Origin of the sequence: Oerskovia sp. USHLN155 (assembly GCF_037145535.1) — a bacterium.
Lineage (GTDB): Bacteria > Actinomycetota > Actinomycetes > Actinomycetales > Cellulomonadaceae > Oerskovia > Oerskovia rustica.
Window position 1 is genome coordinate 83,099 of the sequence record NZ_JBBCXG010000003.1, and the last position, 15,664, is coordinate 98,762.

At 73.0% G+C, this 15,664-nt stretch carries 9 protein-coding genes and 1 pseudogene; 2 read left to right on the plus strand and 8 right to left on the minus strand.

The features are described from left to right. Window positions 1–16: 16 nt before the first annotated feature. The 5 genes from WFH32_RS05270 to WFH32_RS05290 all read right to left on the minus strand — a co-directional run bounded on the left by WFH32_RS05270 (window position 17) and on the right by WFH32_RS05290 (window position 5,750). Window positions 17–1,468 carry a GH1 family beta-glucosidase gene (locus WFH32_RS05270; protein ID WP_336706407.1) on the minus strand — a complete coding sequence of 484 codons (1,452 nt, stop codon included), beginning with the start codon at window positions 1,466–1,468 and terminating at the stop codon, window positions 17–19. Further along, entirely contained in the window at window positions 1,465–2,394 is a 930-nt protein-coding gene (locus WFH32_RS05275) for a carbohydrate ABC transporter permease (RefSeq protein ID WP_138823337.1), read from the minus strand. The genes WFH32_RS05270 and WFH32_RS05275 overlap by 4 nt, the downstream gene beginning before the upstream one ends. Next, on the minus strand, window positions 2,391–3,518 hold the full coding sequence (locus tag WFH32_RS05280) for a carbohydrate ABC transporter permease (protein ID WP_191794195.1): 1,128 nt from the start codon (window positions 3,516–3,518) through the stop codon (window positions 2,391–2,393). The genes WFH32_RS05275 and WFH32_RS05280 overlap by 4 nt, the downstream gene beginning before the upstream one ends. A gap of 103 nt (window positions 3,519–3,621) precedes the next feature. Beyond that, window positions 3,622–4,956, minus strand: coding sequence for an ABC transporter substrate-binding protein (locus WFH32_RS05285; RefSeq protein ID WP_191794194.1), 1,335 nt, complete (start codon window positions 4,954–4,956; stop codon window positions 3,622–3,624). 287 nt (window positions 4,957–5,243) lie between these two features. Beyond that, on the minus strand, window positions 5,244–5,750 hold the full coding sequence (locus tag WFH32_RS05290; RefSeq protein WP_191794193.1) for a DUF2505 domain-containing protein: 507 nt from the start codon (window positions 5,748–5,750) through the stop codon (window positions 5,244–5,246). Between the two features lie 123 nt (window positions 5,751–5,873). Here WFH32_RS05290 and WFH32_RS05295 point away from each other — a divergent pair, with 123 nt between their 5' ends. Further along, entirely contained in the window at window positions 5,874–7,361 is a 1,488-nt protein-coding gene (locus WFH32_RS05295; RefSeq protein WP_138827244.1) for a sensor histidine kinase, read from the plus strand. Between the two features lie 109 nt (window positions 7,362–7,470). On the opposite strand, the gene WFH32_RS05300 is transcribed toward WFH32_RS05295, so the two are convergent. Further along, a complete protein-coding gene (locus WFH32_RS05300) occupies window positions 7,471–7,719 on the minus strand; it encodes a WhiB family transcriptional regulator (RefSeq protein ID WP_030150075.1) in 249 nt (82 codons plus the stop codon). Window positions 7,720–7,940: 221 nt separating this feature from the next. Between WFH32_RS05300 and WFH32_RS19270 the strand changes: the two genes are divergently transcribed. Continuing rightward, a complete protein-coding gene (locus WFH32_RS19270) occupies window positions 7,941–8,414 on the plus strand; it encodes a hypothetical protein (protein ID WP_404821980.1) in 474 nt (157 codons plus the stop codon). 1,833 nt (window positions 8,415–10,247) lie between these two features. Here WFH32_RS19270 and WFH32_RS19275 read toward each other — a convergent pair. After that, a pseudogene (locus WFH32_RS19275) lies at window positions 10,248–12,029 on the minus strand (FtsK/SpoIIIE domain-containing protein); the annotation flags it as partial. A gap of 879 nt (window positions 12,030–12,908) precedes the next feature. Then, window positions 12,909–15,659: an ABC transporter permease gene (locus WFH32_RS05310; protein ID WP_336706409.1), complete on the minus strand. Its 2,751-nt coding sequence runs from the start codon at window positions 15,657–15,659 to the stop codon at window positions 12,909–12,911. Window positions 15,660–15,664: the final 5 nt, after the last annotated feature.

Sequence of the window (15,664 nt, forward strand, 5' to 3'; positions counted from 1 at the left end):
GTTCGCAGGCTCGCCCTCAGGGGCGGGCCGGGACCGCGTTCTGGGACGCGACCTGGGCGAACCAGTGCCCGCTCGCCTTGACGGTGCGCTCCTGGGTCTCGTAGTCGACCCGGACGATCCCGAAGCGCTTCGAGTAGCCCCAGGACCACTCGAAGTTGTCCAGGAGCGACCACGCGAAGTAGCCGCGGACGTCGGCGCCGTCGTCGATCGCGTCCTTGACGGCCCGCAGGTGGGCGTCGAAGAACTCGAGACGGTTCTGGTCGTCGACCGACCCGTCCTTCTCCACGACGTCGTCGTAGGCGCAGCCGTTCTCGGTGATGTAGAGCGGCACCCCCGCGGGGCCCGTGTAGTCCGCCTGGAGACGGTTGAGCAGGCGCGTGAGCCCCTCGGGCTGGACCTCCCAGTTCTGGTCCGTGACGGGCAGCCCGCGCGGGTGGTTGAACACGCCGTCGGCCGCGGGGTACGGGCTCGACGACGGGCGCTCGACCGGCGCAGAGCCGTCCAGCGTGGTCGACGCGGGCCGCGAGGAGACCAGCTCACCGTGGTAGTAGTTCACGCCGAGCGCGTCGATGGGCGACGAGATGATCGCGAGGTCACCGTCCTGGACGTGCTCCGCGAAGCCGTACTCCTCGACGTCCGCCAGGACGTCGGCCGGGTACTCGCCCTTGATGACGGGGTCCAGGAAGATCCGGTTGAACTGGCCGTCGATGCGGCGGGCCGCGTCGACGTCGCCCGCGTCGTCCGGGTCGAGCGGGTCGGCGACCGTGAAGTTGAGCGTGATCCCGAGGTTCGCCTCGGGGGCCCGCTCGCGCAGCGCCTGGACCGCGAGACCGTGGCCGAGCAGGAGGTGGTGCGCCGCGGCGAGACCGTCCGGACGGCTCTGGCGGCCGGGGGCGTGGACGCCGCCCGTGTACCCGAGGAACGCCGAGCACCAGGGCTCGTTGAGGGTCGTCCAGACCCCGACACGGTCGCCGAGCGCCTCGTGCATCGTCACCGCGTAGTCCGCGAAGCGGTAGGCCGTGTCGCGGTTCGTCCACCCGCCCTGGTCCTCGATCGCCTGCGGCAGGTCCCAGTGGTAGAGCGTGATCCAGGGCAGGAGGTCCTTGGCGAGCAGCTCGTCGACGAGGCGGGAGTAGAAGTCCAGCCCCTTCTGGTTGACGGCTCCGCCGCCCGGCTGGACGCGGGCCCACGACGACGAGAACCGGTAGGTGCCCAGGTTCAGGTCGGACAGGAGCGCGACGTCCTCGCGGAAGCGGTGGTAGTGGTCGCACGCGACCTCGCCGTCGTCGCCGCCCAGGACCGCACCCGGGACGCGGCAGAACGTGTCCCAGACGGAGTCCTCGCGGCCGTCGGTGTGCGCGGCCCCCTCGATCTGGAACGCGGCGGTCGCGGCGCCCCAGAGGAAACCCTGGGGGAACTCGACGCGGTCGGTGGCGCCCAGGTGGCGGGGGGTGATGATCTCGGTCATCCCTTGACAGCTCCTTGCATGATGCCGGCGACCAGCTGGCGACCGGTGAAGATGAACAGCACGATCAGCGGCAGCGTCACGAGGAACACGCCCGCCATGACGAGCGAGTAGTCCACGAAGTAGTTCGCCTGCAGCGACCGCACCACGAGCGGCAGCGTCGGGTTCTCCTGGTTCAACACGATGGACGGCCAGAAGAAGTTCGTCCACTGCTGGACGAACGTGAACAGGCCGAGCATCGCGGCCGCGGGCCGGGCCGCGGGCAGGGCGATCGACCAGAAGGTCCGGAACATCGAGGCGCCGTCGACGCGTGCGGCCTCGATGAGCTCGTACGGCAGCGACTCCGACAGGTACTGCGTCATCCAGAACACGCCGAACGCGGTGACGAGCGCGGGCACGATCACGGCCTGCAGCTTCCCGATCCACCCGAGGTCGGACATGAGGATGAACATGGGGATCACGCCGAGCTGGGTCGGCACGGCCATGGTGGCGATGACGAAGACCAGCAGGGGGCCGCGGCCACGGAACCGGAGCTTGGCGAACGAGTAGCCCGCGAGCGTGGAGAACAGGACCACGGACAGCGACGTGATGACCGCGATGATCACCGAGTTCGCGAACGCCTTCCAGAAGTTGATCGCGCTCGACCCGATGACCTCGGCGAACTGCGTGAACAGGCTCGCGTCGGGCAGGAGCTGCGGCAGCGCGGCCTTGGAGATCTCGGCCGGTGTCGACGAGCCCAGGATCAGCGTGAAGTACAGCGGGAAGATCGAGATCAGCAGCACGAGGCCGAGGAACGTGTAGGTGACCCAGCCCGGTCGGCGGGTGTGACCGCCCGTGCCCTTGCGGACGGGGCGGCGGTTCGGGCGTCGGGCGGCGGCGCGGGCGGCACCCGCTCCGGCGGTCTGCGCGACGACGGGGATCGAGCTCATCGCTTCTTCCGATCGTTGGGTGCGCTCGTGGGCGCGCTGGGTCGGCGGGCGGAGGAGCCTCCGCGCGGGCTGGTCGCGTTCTGGGCGCGCAGGGCGGCGGCAGCGGCCTTGCGGCGTGCGCGCTGGACGGCTCGTGGCGCCTTCTTGCTGGGGCCCGACGTCGAGATGCTGCGCGTGATCGCGAAGTTCACGAGCCCGATGAGCAGGATGATGATGAACAGGATCCAGGCGATCGCGGCCGCACGGCCGAAGTTCTTCTGGTTGCCCCACGCGACGTCGTACAGGTAGAGGACCGTCGTCATCCACTGACGGTCGGCGCCACCGAGGCCCTGCGCGTCGTAGGTGCGCGGCTCGTCGAAGATCTGCAGCCCGCCGATGGTCGAGGTGATGATGACGAAGATGATCGTGGCGCGGATCTGGGGCACGGTCACGGAGAAGAACTGCCGCACGCGGCCCGCACCGTCGATGATCGCGGCCTCGTAGAGCTCGCGCGGGACGGCCTGCATCGCGGCGAGGAAGATCAGCGCGTTGTAGCCGGTCCAGCGGAAGTTGACCATCGAGGCGATCGCGACGTGGCTCGCGAGGGCGTCGGCGTGCCAGCGGATCGGCTCGATCCCGATCACGCCGAGGAGCCCGTTGATGAGGCCGTACTGGTCGGCGAAGAGGCGGCCGAAGATGAGGCCGACCGCGACGGGGGCCACGACGTAGGGGAGCAGGACGCCCATGCGCCAGAAGGTCGCCGCGCGCAGGTTCTGGTCGAGCAGCGCCGCGATGATGATCGCGCACATGACCTGGGGCACGGAGGAGAGCAGGAAGATCGAGAAGGTGTTGCGCAGCGACTTCCAGAAGGTGGGCTGCGCGAGCACGTCGGAGAAGTTCTGGAGACCGACGAAGTCCCCCTGTCCGCCCAGCAGGTTCCACTCGTGGACCGACACGAAGGCCGTGTAGACGAGGGGGAAGAGCCCGGTGATCGCGAAGAGGATGAAGAACGGGGAGATGTAGAGGTAGGGGGAGAGCTTGACGTCCCAGCGGCCGAGGCGCTGGGAGAAGCCGACGCGCCGCTGGGGGCGTGGTGCCGGTCCGTCGAGGCCCTGGTTGGGCTGGGTGGGAGTGAGGACGCTCATCCGACTTTCCTGTGCTGGGTCGAGCGGGGACGCGATGCCCGACGGCGGGCTGGGACGGGGGAGCGCGGGGTGACCTCCCGTGGGGGTCACCCCGCGCGCCGGATCAGCTCAGGCCCAGGTCCTTGAAGGACTGGACGGCCTTGTCCCACGACGCCTTGGCGTCGTCGGTCTTCTCGACGTCGGTGCGCTTGATGGCGTCCTGGACGGTCTGGTGGATCGCGAAGTAGTTCGCACCCTTGAACGGCGCGCCCTCGATCGCGTTGGCGCGGGCGACGAAGATCGCGCCGACCGGCGCGGCGTTGAAGAACTCGTTCGTGAAGGCCTGGACGGCCTCGGAGTCCTGCGCCTCGACCTGCGAGGGGAACGTGCCGGCCGACTCGAACGCGGCGGTCTGCTGGGCGGGGTCGGTCAGCCAGGCGGCGAGCTCCTTGGCGGCGTCGGCGTTCTTGCCGGAGGCGGGCACCGTGAGGAACGAGCCGCCCCAGTTGCCACCGCCACCGGGGAAGACGTCGGCGACGTCCCAGCCGGTGACGCCGCCCGAGCGCTCCTCGATCGGGCCGGTCATCCAGGCGGGGCACAGCATGGTCGCGAAGCCGTCGTTCTGGAACGCGGCGTCCCAGTCGCCCGACCACTGCTCGAGGTGGGCCGACAGGTTGTCCGTCACGGACGCGGTCAGCACCGACTCGTACAGGCCCTGGATGTCGGAGTTGGTCGCGAGGTCCTTGGGCGTGCCGTCCGAGTTCTCGTAGGCGTTGTCGAGCTGGTTGACCATGCCCTGGTAGGTGGCCATGCCGCTGTCGAACCAGGCCTTGCCCGTCGCGGTGTTGTACTGCTTGCCCACGGCGAAGTAGTCGTCCCAGGTGGCGTCGGCGCCGCCGAGGAGCTCGGCGACCGCTGCGCGGTCCGTCGGCAGCCCGGCCGCGGCGAACAGGTCGGAGCGGTAGCAGATGGCCTCGGGGCCGATGTCGGTGCCGTACCCGATGAGCTTGCCGTCGGGGGTCGTGGCCTGCTGCGACTTCCACTCGACCCAACGGTCCGCGAGCTCGGGGTCCGTGAGGTCGGTGAACAGGTCGGGGTACTGCATGAGCTCGGGGAGCCAGTCGACCTCGATGGCCTCGATGTCGGCCAGCCCGTCGCCGCCGGCGGCGAGCTTGGTCGTCAGGTTGGTGCGTGCGTCCTCGGACTTCGCGGCCTTGACCTGCTTGACCTCGACGTTCGGGTGGGCGTCGGTGTAGGACTTCAGCATCTCGTCGGTGTAGCCGAAGTCGTTGAACGTCGCGACGGTGAGGGTGACCTTCTCGCCGTCGGACGAGCCGCTGCCCTCGTCCGACGAGCCGGAGCCCGAGGAGCAGGCGGTCAGGGTGAGGGTGAGGGCCGCAACCCCCGCGACGGCGGCTGCTGCTGTGCGGGTGCGGGTCGAACGAGTGCTGCTCAGCACGGTGACTCCCTTGTCGATGATCGGCGTGGCAGCGCTCCCATGCTCCTTCGAGTGGTAGCGCTCCCACGAAGTGCCACGATGGTGGCTGCTCGCTTCTCGGGATGTCAACCTCGGTAGGTGACCAAACGTCGTGGAAACGCTCCCATGGGAGTGTCTGCGCAGGTCACAGCGTTGCGTCGTCGGATCCTGTGCTCGAATCGTTATCGGTTACCGACCGCGCGTATGGGATTCGCGGCGCGCCCTGGTGGGCCTCGCGGACCGTCGCGCAGTCGCGAGACAGGGGCCCGTCAGGGGGCCGTGAGCCACTCCACGCCGGCCTGCTCCTCGGACGCGAGCGTGGCCCGGACGGCGCCCGCGGCGGCCTCCTCGACGGCCGCCGCGAAGAGCGGGACCGTCGCCTTGAGCTCGCCCTCGTACGACTGGCGCGTGCCGCCGTCGGGCAGGGCCACGAGCGAGACCGTGCCCGTCATCCGGACGGGAGCACCCGTGATCTCGAGCGAGACCGTGCCCCGACGGGAACCGTCCACCGCGGGCTCCCAGACCTCGGCCTGACGGATCTCGAGCGCGCTCCCCACGAACGCGCGCAGGTGGCCGGGGATCTGGTCCGTGGGCAACGTGCGCCGGACGACGACGGAGAAGCCCTCGTCGAGCGACCCTGTCACGTCGGCGAGGTCCACGAGGCTCTGCGGGCCGCCCGTGCGCTGCGCGCGCCACCGGACGAACGCCTCGCTCGCGAGCATCCGGGTGACGTCCTCCAGGCCGGCGGGGTAGTGCAGATCGACGCTCAGGTGCACAGGGTCTCCTCGGGACGTGCTGACCGGCGCGCAGGGTGCGCCGGGGAGACCGACTCTACCCAAGGAAGGGCGTCGATCCAGTGAAGGCGCCGGTGCATGCGTACGCTGGAGCCCGTGTCTGCCATGAGTGACTTGATCTCCCGCCATGCCGAGCTGTCGCCTGCCGACAACGAGTGGCTGCACCTTCTCGTCGGGGACTGGCAGGTCATCTCCGACCTGGCCTTCGCCGACCTCGTCCTGTGGCTGCCCACGGGCGACGGGAACTTCGTCGCGGTGTCCCAGTGCCGGCCGAGCACCGGGGCCACCGTGCACTACGACGACATCGTCGGCTCGATGGCCCCCGACGGTCAGCGACCCCAGCTCGAGCGCGCCCTGTCGGAGGCCCGCTCCCAGCGGTCCCGCGAGCCCCGCTGGTTCGGGGCGTACGCCGTGCGTGAGGAAGCCATCCCGGTCGTGCACAACGGGCACGCGATCGCCGTCGTGGCCCGGCAGACGAACCTCGGCAGCGGACGCACGCCCAGCCGGCTCGAGCTGAACTACGTCGAGGCCGCCGACGACCTCATCGCGATGATCTCCCGCGGCGAGTTCCCCGCACCCAACGCGGCGACCGGCCCCCGCCGGGGCGCCCCTCGCGTGGGCGACGGGCTGATCCGGCTCAACTCCGAGGGCGAGGTGCTCTACGCGAGCCCCAACGCCCTGAGCTGCTTCCACCGTCTCGGAGTGATCGGGCCGCTCGTGGGGCGCTCGCTCATCGAGGTCACGACCGACCTCATCGAGCACCAGACCCCGGTCGACGAGTCCCTGCCTCTCGTGGTCATGGGGCGGGCGCCGTGGCGCACCGACATCGAGGCCCGTGGGGTGGCGCTGTCGCTGCGCGCGCTGCCGCTCACCGAGTCGGGGCAGCGCATCGGTGCGGTGCTGCTCTGCCGCGACGTCTCCGAGCTGCGTCGCCGCGAGCGCGAGCTCATCACCAAGGACGCGACGATCCGCGAGATCCACCACCGGGTCAAGAACAACCTGCAGACGGTCGCCGCGCTGCTGCGCCTGCAGGCACGGCGCATGGACGTGCCGGAGGCGCGGGCGGCGCTCGAGGAGGCCATGCGCCGCGTCGCGACCATCGCCCTGGTGCACGAGAGCCTGTCCCAGACGCTCGACGAGGAGGTCGAGTTCGACGACATGGGCGGGCGGGCCCTGCGCCTGGCCGCCGACGTCGCCTCGGCCGACACCAAGGTCCGCACGGTGCAGACGGGGAGCTTCGGGCTGGTCCCGGCCGAGGACGCGACCCCGCTCGCGCTCGTCCTGACCGAGCTCGTGACGAACGCGGTCGAGCACGGGCTCGCAGGCCGCAAGGACGGGACGGTCGAGATCGACGCGCGGCGCAGCGGGTCGGCCCTGCGGATCGTGGTCGCGGACGACGGCGTCGGCATGCCGCTGCCGGGTGCCGCGCCCACCGTCAAGGCCAAGAAGAGCGGTCTGGGGTCGCAGATCGTCGCGACGCTCGTCACGAACGAGCTGGGCGGGACGATCGAGTGGTCCACCCGTCCAGGGGGTGGGACCCAGGTGGTCCTGGAGCTCGTGCTGCGCGACGGCGCGGGCTCGCGACAGGGGTGACGATCGGCCTCACGGGGAGGATCGGACGGGTCGACAATTCTCTTCCGTGGGCAACATAAAGGGCCGTCACCAGCAGGTGACGGCCCTTTATGAGAAAAGTATGTGAAGCTCAGCCGGCGCGACGGGCGCGAGCGGTGCGGCGCTTGAGAGCGCGACGCTCGTCCTCCGACAGGCCGCCCCAGACGCCCGCGTCCTGACCGGACTCGAGTGCCCACTTGAGGCACGTGTCGACGACGTCGCAGCGGCGGCAGACGGCCTTCGCCTCTTCGATCTGCAGGAGGGCGGGGCCGGTGTTCCCGATCGGGAAGAACAGCTCAGGGTCTTCTTCCAGGCAGGCTGCGCGGTGGCGCCAGTCCATGTGAGGTCTCCTTGGCATGGCGAGCAAGGCCACTTTGTGAATGTGTCGGACGCACGTCCACAATGGGCTTCGGGCTCAGGTGGGGGGTAATTGATGCTTGAACTAGGTTCACATCTCGTGAAGCCCAGCACAAGGGGTTACCGGAAAGTTTCTTCGGGGTGAACCGTGAGGTCTTGGTCACACTTCGGTGAAGGTGCAGGTCACGCGTACGCTGGGTTGTCGTGGCACCTGTGAGCACCCCGAATCAATCATCCCCCGAGCCCCCCGAGGAGGGGAAGGGCCCGTCGGCGACGCTCCCCGCAGGGGCGAGACCGCCCGCCCTGTGGGTCGTGGTCGCCGGGATCGCCCTCGAGGCGTTGGCTCTCGCTGCCGCCGCGGTGGTCGTCCTCGCCGAGCTCCTCTCGGGCGGCTCGTTCTCGGCCGGGGTCTCGATCTTCCTCGCCCTGTTCTGCCTCGGGGTCGCGGTCGTCCTCGGGGCCAGCGCTCGTGGCCTGCTCCGTGGCCAGCGGTGGGCACGGTCACCCGTGGCCACCTGGCAGCTCCTCCAGGTCGTGGTCGCCTTCAGCTGGCTCCAGTACCAGGTCACGCCCGGCGGGATCGGGACCATGGCGCTCGCCCTGGTCGTGCTCGTCGGTCTCATGCTGCGCCCGGTCGTCGTCGCGACGACCCGTGACGCGGCCCGCACCGACGGCTGAACCCGCTCGCGACGGTCCCTCGGCACGAGGCGCCTCGGCCTGCCCGTCCTCCGACGCGACCGCGACCGTCCCGGGCGAGGCGACCTGGACGGGCACCAGCTCGTTGCCGCGGATCGCGACCGCCCGACCGGTCGGCGCGACCTCGGGGTCGACCGACCAGCCCAAGGGCCTGCCGAAGACCTCGCTGCTGCCCCGTTCCTCGGGGGCCAGGACGAGTCCGCTGCGCGCGCCCCGCAGCTCGGCGAGGGGCCCCCGGTGGGCCGTTGCGGCCGCCACGGTCGAGGCCGACGCGAGGACGGTGACGCCGGTCCGCGCCAGGTCGGTGAGGAAATCCACCTCGAGAGGGAACGCCTGGACCAGCAGGTCCAGGTCGTCGACCACGACCACGTCGCCCACCACGAGCCCCGCTCCCGGCAGCGCGCCGAGAACGGCCCGCACCTCGGCCGACGACCGCCCGGTGACCACCCGAAGGTCGTGCGCACCGCCCTGGGCGAGGTCCTCGAACCGGGCGTCGGCAGAGACGACGGCCCGCAACCTCGCCGCGTCGTGAGCCTGGCGCGCAAGCACCAGCAGAGCGCTGCTGCGCCCGCTGCCCGGGGGACCTACGACGAGAGCGCCGCGCTCGACGTCGAGGTGGACGGGGTCCGCATGATCGCCACCGCGTCCTACGACCAGGCGTACGGGTGAGAGGACCGACGTGCGGGGGCCGGCCAGGCCCGCACCGACGGCGTGACCGGCCACCTCGGTGCCCGCGATGTCGGTCTCGGCCACGTACCGGGGAAGCGGGCGCAGCCGCACCGGCCCGTCGCGACCGGTCGGACCCCCGGATCCAGGGGTGACCTCGGCCGTACCGCCGAGCACGGCGTCGACGACCACCTGGCACTCGACGGCCTCGCCCGCCCCGAGCCACACCGCCCGCCCGGGGCGACCACCGCGCCCCGCGAGCCGTGACGGGACGCCGTGCGCGACGTCGTCGGGCACGGCGGCCGAGGCCAGCACGAGGCGGGGCCCCACGCGCTGGGACAGTCCCGCCAGGCCCGGGGACCCGCCCGCGAGCGCGACGTGCACGCCCGCTGCCGGTCCCTCGGCGAGCAGCCGACCGAGCTGGTCGGCCCCCGCCCCCGACGCGAGACGGCCGAGGGACGCGCGCAGGTCCTCCACGTCGTCGAGCAGCACGAGGGTCGGGCGGCCCCGTGCGTCGCGGAGCAGGAGGTCGACGAGGCGCGCGACCCGTCGTGCGTCGTGCCGTGGCACCACGGTCCCGCACCGTGGGTGCTGCGCGAGCCCGTCCGTGAGCGTCGGAGCAGCGCCGACGACGTGGACGTCCCAGCCACGGTCGAGGGCGGAGACCGCGAGCGCGCGCAGGGCCGTCGACCGCCCGGAGCGTGGGCGCCCGACGACCGCGAGGTGCCCGTCCGGGGGCAGCCAGGAGACCAGGCCACGCTGCTGCTGGTCAGGCAGGTCGGCCAGGGCCAGGGGCAGGCTGCCCGGCGCCGCACCCTCGCGGAGCACGCCCCCCAGGTCCGACGGCGTCACGCGAGCAGGGAGGGCGGGGAGCCACGGCGGCGCATGGGCCGGGAGGCGGGCGGCGTCCGCCGCGGCGACCGCGGCCGCGACGAGGTCGGTCACGGGGTCGGACGCAGGCCCGACACGGGCGAGGACCGTGTCCCGGGGCGCCCCCCATCGCCCGGCGGCTCGCACCCGGACGTCGGCGGGTGGAGCCGCCGTCCCCGCGTGCGCGCACTGGAGGGCCAGCGGCGGCCCGTTCCCGCGTCGCAGGACCGCCCGCCCGGGGAGACCGGTCGGGATGCGTGCGGCGTGAGGTGAGTCGATCACGTCCCGCGAGTCGCCCGGGTCGAGCTGCCGGAGCGCCAGCCGCAGGGAGATGTTCGCGCGCATGTCTGCCGTCACGGCCCCGGCGGGGCGCTGCGTGGCCAGGACGAGGTGCACCCCGAGCGACCGGCCCTGCGACGCGAGACGCAGGAGACCGGGGAGGAAGTCGGGGAGGTCGTCGGCGAGGGCCCGGAACTCGTCGATCACCACGACGAGCCGGGGCAGCGCCCCGCGGGGCAGGTCGTCGATGTCGGACACGCCGGCCTCCGCGAGCGCGTGCTCACGTCGGCGCAGCTCGGCGCGCAGACCGGTCAGCGCTCGTCCGGCGAGCCCCGGTTCGAGGTCCGTGACCTGCCCGACGACGTGCGGGAGTCCTGCGCAGGCGCCGAAGCCCGCCCCTCCCTTGAAGTCGACGAGCGCGAGCGCGAGGTTGCGCGGGCTGTTCGTGAGGGCCAGCGCCAGCACGAGGGACTGGAGCAGCTCGGACTTGCCCGCCCCCGTGGTCCCGGCGACCAGGGCGTGCGGACCGTCGCGGACCAGGTCGACCTGGACGGTCCTGCCCTGCGCGTCGGTGCCGATCGGGACGTCGAGTCCCGGGCGGGGGCGAGCCGCAGGGGGCGACCACCGGGCGGCGACCCAGGCGGGCCACGCGCCGGGCTCGTGGGGGAGCGGTACGTGCAGGAGCCCGGCGAGCGAGACGCTCGCGGCGAGGTCGGGGTGGGCGGGATCCGTGGGGTCGACGGGTCCAACGGGCTCGGCACCGGCGGGCCAGCGGCCGAGGCGTGCCGCGGCGGCGACGTGGCGCGCGTACCGCTCGGCCCGGTCGACCCCGACCCCGACCTCCGGGGCGGGCTCGACCGTGCCGTCGGCCAGGTGCCAGGTGTGCCGGGCCGTGTCGAGGAGCGTGCGGCACCAGGCCGGGACCGACCGGCGGTCGGCGGCGAGCAGGATCAGCCGCTCGGTCCCCGTCCGTCGTGCCCACCATGTCTCGACGGCCTCGGCCAGGCGACCGGACGTCGCGCCCGGGCTCCCCGGACCGGGCCCCGGGGGGACGTCCACCACGACGACCCGGACCGGCCGCGGGCGGCTCCCGCTCCCGCTCCCGCCCTCGTCCTGGGGAGCACGCGCCACCAGGTCGCTCCGGCGGGCGCCGGGCAGCCAGCGCAGCCAGGACCAGTCCGGCGCCAGGTCGTCCGGGTGCACGGCCTCGACCTCGGCCCCCGAGGCGACCTGGGCGAGGAGCAGGGTGCGGGCGGCCGCCAGCCGGGCGCCCCGGGGGCCGACGACGGCCACGCAGCCGTCGGGCAGGCAGGCACCCTGGGCGTTCGGGACGACGTCCCGGGGTGCGGGCCCACCCAGGGGCTGCGCGTCCGCGACCGGGGACGTGGCCGGGGAACGGGCCTCGGTCGCGTGATGGGCGGCGAACGCTGCGGTCATGAGGTCGGCCGGGTGCGGGGCCGGGTAGCGCGACCGGTCGAGCACGGCGCCCGGGACAGGTGCGCGCTCGTGCTGCGACGACGGCTGGGGTGACGGGCGACGTCCTGCCGCCCTGGCCCCCTCCGCGGGGCGCGCCGGGTCGGCGCCCGCCCTCCCGGGGGCCGACGCGTGCGGCACGGCGTGATCCCCTTCCGTGCCGCGCGGTCCGCGCGCGGCGGTGCGACGCCGTCGGGAGAGCAGGGCAACCAGGAGCGTGAGCGGGCCCACCAGAGCGAGGAGAGCGAACACGGGCTGGCGCGTGCCCGCCGCGAGCGCGAGCGACCCGACGGCCGGCGTGATCGCCATCGTGATCGACGCCGGGTCGAGGAGTCCGCGCGGCACGGGCCGGGCCGGGTGGGCGAGCCCGCTCACGACGTCCCACTCGTCGAGGTCGGGACGGGGGCGCAGGTCGTACGTCGTGGCGCCCACCCGCAGGACGTGACCCGGGCGCCAGCGCCGGGCGGCCACGCGCCGTAAGCGCCGCTGCCTGCCGTCGGGGGACTGCCGGTGGACCTGGACGGACGGCTCCGTGCCGCCCTGGACGGTGCCGCGCTCCGGCGCGCTGCCCGGGTCGCGCCTGACCCGAAGCCGCACCCGGGCCTCCGCCCCTGCCGCGGGTCCCCGCGCCCCCGAGGTCCGCAGGCCCTGGCGGCGCTGCGCGGCCAGGGTGACGACGACCGGCGGACCGGTCCTATGAGTCAGGACGAGCGGCGAGCCGGGCTCCAGCGGCAGCAGGCCTCCGCAGTCGGGCCCCGTGAGCACCGCGACGTGCCAGGGGGCGCGCAGCGCGGCGACGTCCGGGTCCACGGTGACGGCGCTCGCGGCCTGGTGCGCGCGAGCAGGTCGGGCCTCGCGGCCGTGCGTCCCGCTGACCGTCGCTCGGAGCGTCGCACCAGGCAGGAGAGGCCGCGTCCCGACCCGGTGGTCGTCACCGAGCAAGACGCCGTCGACCTCGAGCGGCGCGGTCGCGACCTCGGGGCGGCACGCGACGCGCGCGAGGTCCGGGCGGAGGTCTCCGAGGCGCGAACCCGGGGCCACGTCCAGGTCGACGCCCGGATGGAGGGTGATGAGCACCCGACGATCCTCGCGGTCGCACAGAGCTCGCCGCACACGCGGACGGCGCGCCTGTGGACGAGGAGATCGTCCACAGGCGCGCCGTCGGGCGTGCTTCCACGAGGTGCGGGGTCAGTCGACCGCGAGCGCCTCCACGGGCGACGTACGGGCTGCCGACCGTCCCGGGATCACCGAGGCGAGCAGCCCGGCGACGAGCGCCACGACCATGACCAGGGCGACGTCGCGCCACGGCACGGCGAGGGTCACGTCGCCCATGACGGCCAGGGCTGCGGAGGCACCGGCCCAGCCGTACAGGATGCCCAGCAGGATGCCGAGCACCGCGCCGACCCCCGCGATGAGCATGCCCTCGATCGCGAGCATCCACCGCAGCTGGGACCGGCTCAGGCCGATGGCCCGCAGGGTCGCGGACTCACGCCGGCGCTCGATGACCGAGAGCGAGAGCGTGTTCGCGACGCCGATGAGGGCGATGACGACCGCGACCGCGAGGAGACCGACGATGACGCCGAGGATCGTGTCGACGACCTTCTGGTACATCGCGCGCTCGACCGCGGCTCCCGTTACGTCGATCGGGAGGTCGGACTCCGCGAGTGCGTCCTGGAGGGCGGGCACCACGGACGCCGCGTCGTTGACGTCGGCCAGCCCGACCCACGCGCTCGTGACGGGTGTCCCGGTCGCGACGCCCTCGAGCGTCTGCGGCGTGACGAGCAGGGCACGACCACCCATCGGGGTCACGAGCGCCTCGAGGGTCGCGGGGGTGCCCTGGGGGTCCGCGGCGTCGGGGAGCGGGGCTGCGGCCAGCACGAGCTGGTCGCCCGACGAGATGCCCCAGTCCTTGGCGACCCCCGCCGGGACGACGACCGTGCCAGGGGCCAGGCCCTGGACCGCCTCCTTGTCGCGCACGAGCGTGCCCGCCGCCTCGGGTTCGACCCCGCGGGCGAGGAACGTGATGTCGCTCCCGTCGAGGTCGACCGTGACGGACGTCGCGGTCAGCGGGACGACGGACTCGACGCCGTCGACCTTCTCGGCCGTGCCGATCGTGGACTGCGGGAGCGCGACGGGCTGGTTGCCGCCGAACTCGTCGTAGCCGTCGGTCGCGAGCGAGACGTCCACGGGGTAGCGGCCGTCGAGCTCGTTGTTCATGCTCATCCGGGCGCTCACGGCCCCGGTCGACATCATGGCCACGAGCGTCACGCCGATGAGGAGCGCGGTGCTCGTCGCGGCCGTGCGGCGCGGGTTGCGCAGCGTGTTCGCGGCCGCCAGCTTGGCGGTGCTGCCCGAGCCCGTCAGGACCTTGCCCACGAGGCTCACGACCTTGGGGAGCCAGAAGATCGCTCCCACGAGGATGCCCACGAACGAGGCCGCGCCACCTGCGGTCGCGGCGAGCAGGCCTGCCTGCGCGCTGCCCTGCTGGCCCAGGAGGACCCCCAGGACCAGGAGGCCCGCACCGCCGACGACGAGGATCGAGGAGATCGCGAGGCGGACGCGTCCTGCACCCGACGTGAGGGTCGGCGCGTCGGAGGGACGCAGGGCGGCGAGCGGGGCGACCCGGGTCGCGGCGCGCGCCGGGGAGAACGACGCGACGAGGGTCACGACGGTCCCGACGAGCAGGGGGACGAGGACCGCGACGGCGGTCACCTGGACGACGGGCGGCAGCGGGATGCCGAGGTCCATGGTGCCCGCGACGGTCAGTGCGAGCTGGACGAGCCCGATGCCGAAGAGGATGCCGGCGACCGAGGCGACCAGGCCGAGGATGACGGCCTCGAGCAGGACCGAGCGGGACAGCTGCTTGCGGTCGGCGCCGACGCAGCGCAGGAGCGCGAGCGTCCGGGTGCGCTGGGCCACGAGCACCTGGAAGGTGTTCGCGATGACCAGGGCCGCGACCAGCAGCGCGATCGCCGCGAACGTGAGGATCACGTAGGTGAAGACGTCCTCGCCGCCCGTCATCTGGGCGGCCTGCTCCTTGGCGTACTCGGCGCTCGTCCAGACCTTGGCGTCTCCCCCGAGCGAGCTCGTGATCGACGACCGGACGGCCTCGAGGTCGGCACCGGGAGCCAGGGCGACCAGCACCGCGTTGTACGCGGTCGTCGCCTCGCCCGGGACGTAGCTGTCGGCCTCCCAGGTGGTCAGGTCGTCGTTCGACAGGACGCCCGCGCCGCCCACCTGGGCGTAGGCGCCCATCGGGTCGTCGAGGGTCCCGACGAGGGTCAGCTTCTCGTTCGTGTCGACGAAGGTGCCGGCGGGAGACTCGTCACCGGGCGCGGCTTCGTCACCGGGCGCGGCTTCCTCGGCGGGCGCGGACGCGCCGTCCCCGACAGCGGTAGCGTCGGCGGGTGCGGTCTCCTCGGGCGCGACGGCTTCCTCGGACGGCGCACCTTCGTCGGCCGTCGTGCCCGTACCGGCTGCAGCGTCCTCGGCACCGGGCGTCCACACCGAGCGCACGACCGTCACGGGGTCGCCGAGCCCGAGCCCGAGCCGCTCGGCGACGTCGGACGGCAGGGCGATCTCGCCCGAGCGGGTGGGCATCGCGCCCTCGACGAGCTCCTGCGCCTCGAAGCGCGGGTCCGAGGCGGCGGGGACGACGACCTGGTAGGTGCGCTTGCCCCCCGAGACGAGCTCGAAGGCGCGCAGGACCTGCGGGTCGGCGGCCTCGACGCCCTCGGTCCCGCGGATGTCCTCGAGGTCTGCCGGGTCGATGCCGGGACCGTTCGAGACCACGAGGTCGGAGTCGGCGAACTGCGCGGCGATCGAGTCGGTCGTGACGCGGTTGATGATGTTCCCCGCGAGCAGTGTCGCGGTGAGGAAGGCGGTCCCGATGAGGATCGCGATGCCGGCGGCGCTGAGCCGTCCGATGCTGCGGCGCATCTGCG

Excerpts from the sequence above, each read along its gene's own strand:
- WFH32_RS05280 (WP_191794195.1), bottom strand. The coding sequence starts at position 3,518 with ATGAGCGTCCTCACTCCCACCCAGCCCAACCAGGGCCTCGACGGACCG.
- WFH32_RS05275 (WP_138823337.1), bottom strand. The coding sequence starts at position 2,394 with ATGAGCTCGATCCCCGTCGTCGCGCAGACCGCCGGAGCGGGTGCCGCC.
- WFH32_RS05295 (WP_138827244.1), top strand. The coding sequence starts at position 5,874 with ATGAGTGACTTGATCTCCCGCCATGCCGAGCTGTCGCCTGCCGACAAC.
- WFH32_RS05310 (WP_336706409.1), bottom strand. The coding sequence starts at position 15,659 with ATGCGCCGCAGCATCGGACGGCTCAGCGCCGCCGGCATCGCGATCCTC.
- WFH32_RS05270 (WP_336706407.1), bottom strand. The coding sequence starts at position 1,468 with ATGACCGAGATCATCACCCCCCGCCACCTGGGCGCCACCGACCGCGTC.
- WFH32_RS05300 (WP_030150075.1), bottom strand. The coding sequence starts at position 7,719 with ATGGACTGGCGCCACCGCGCAGCCTGCCTGGAAGAAGACCCTGAGCTG.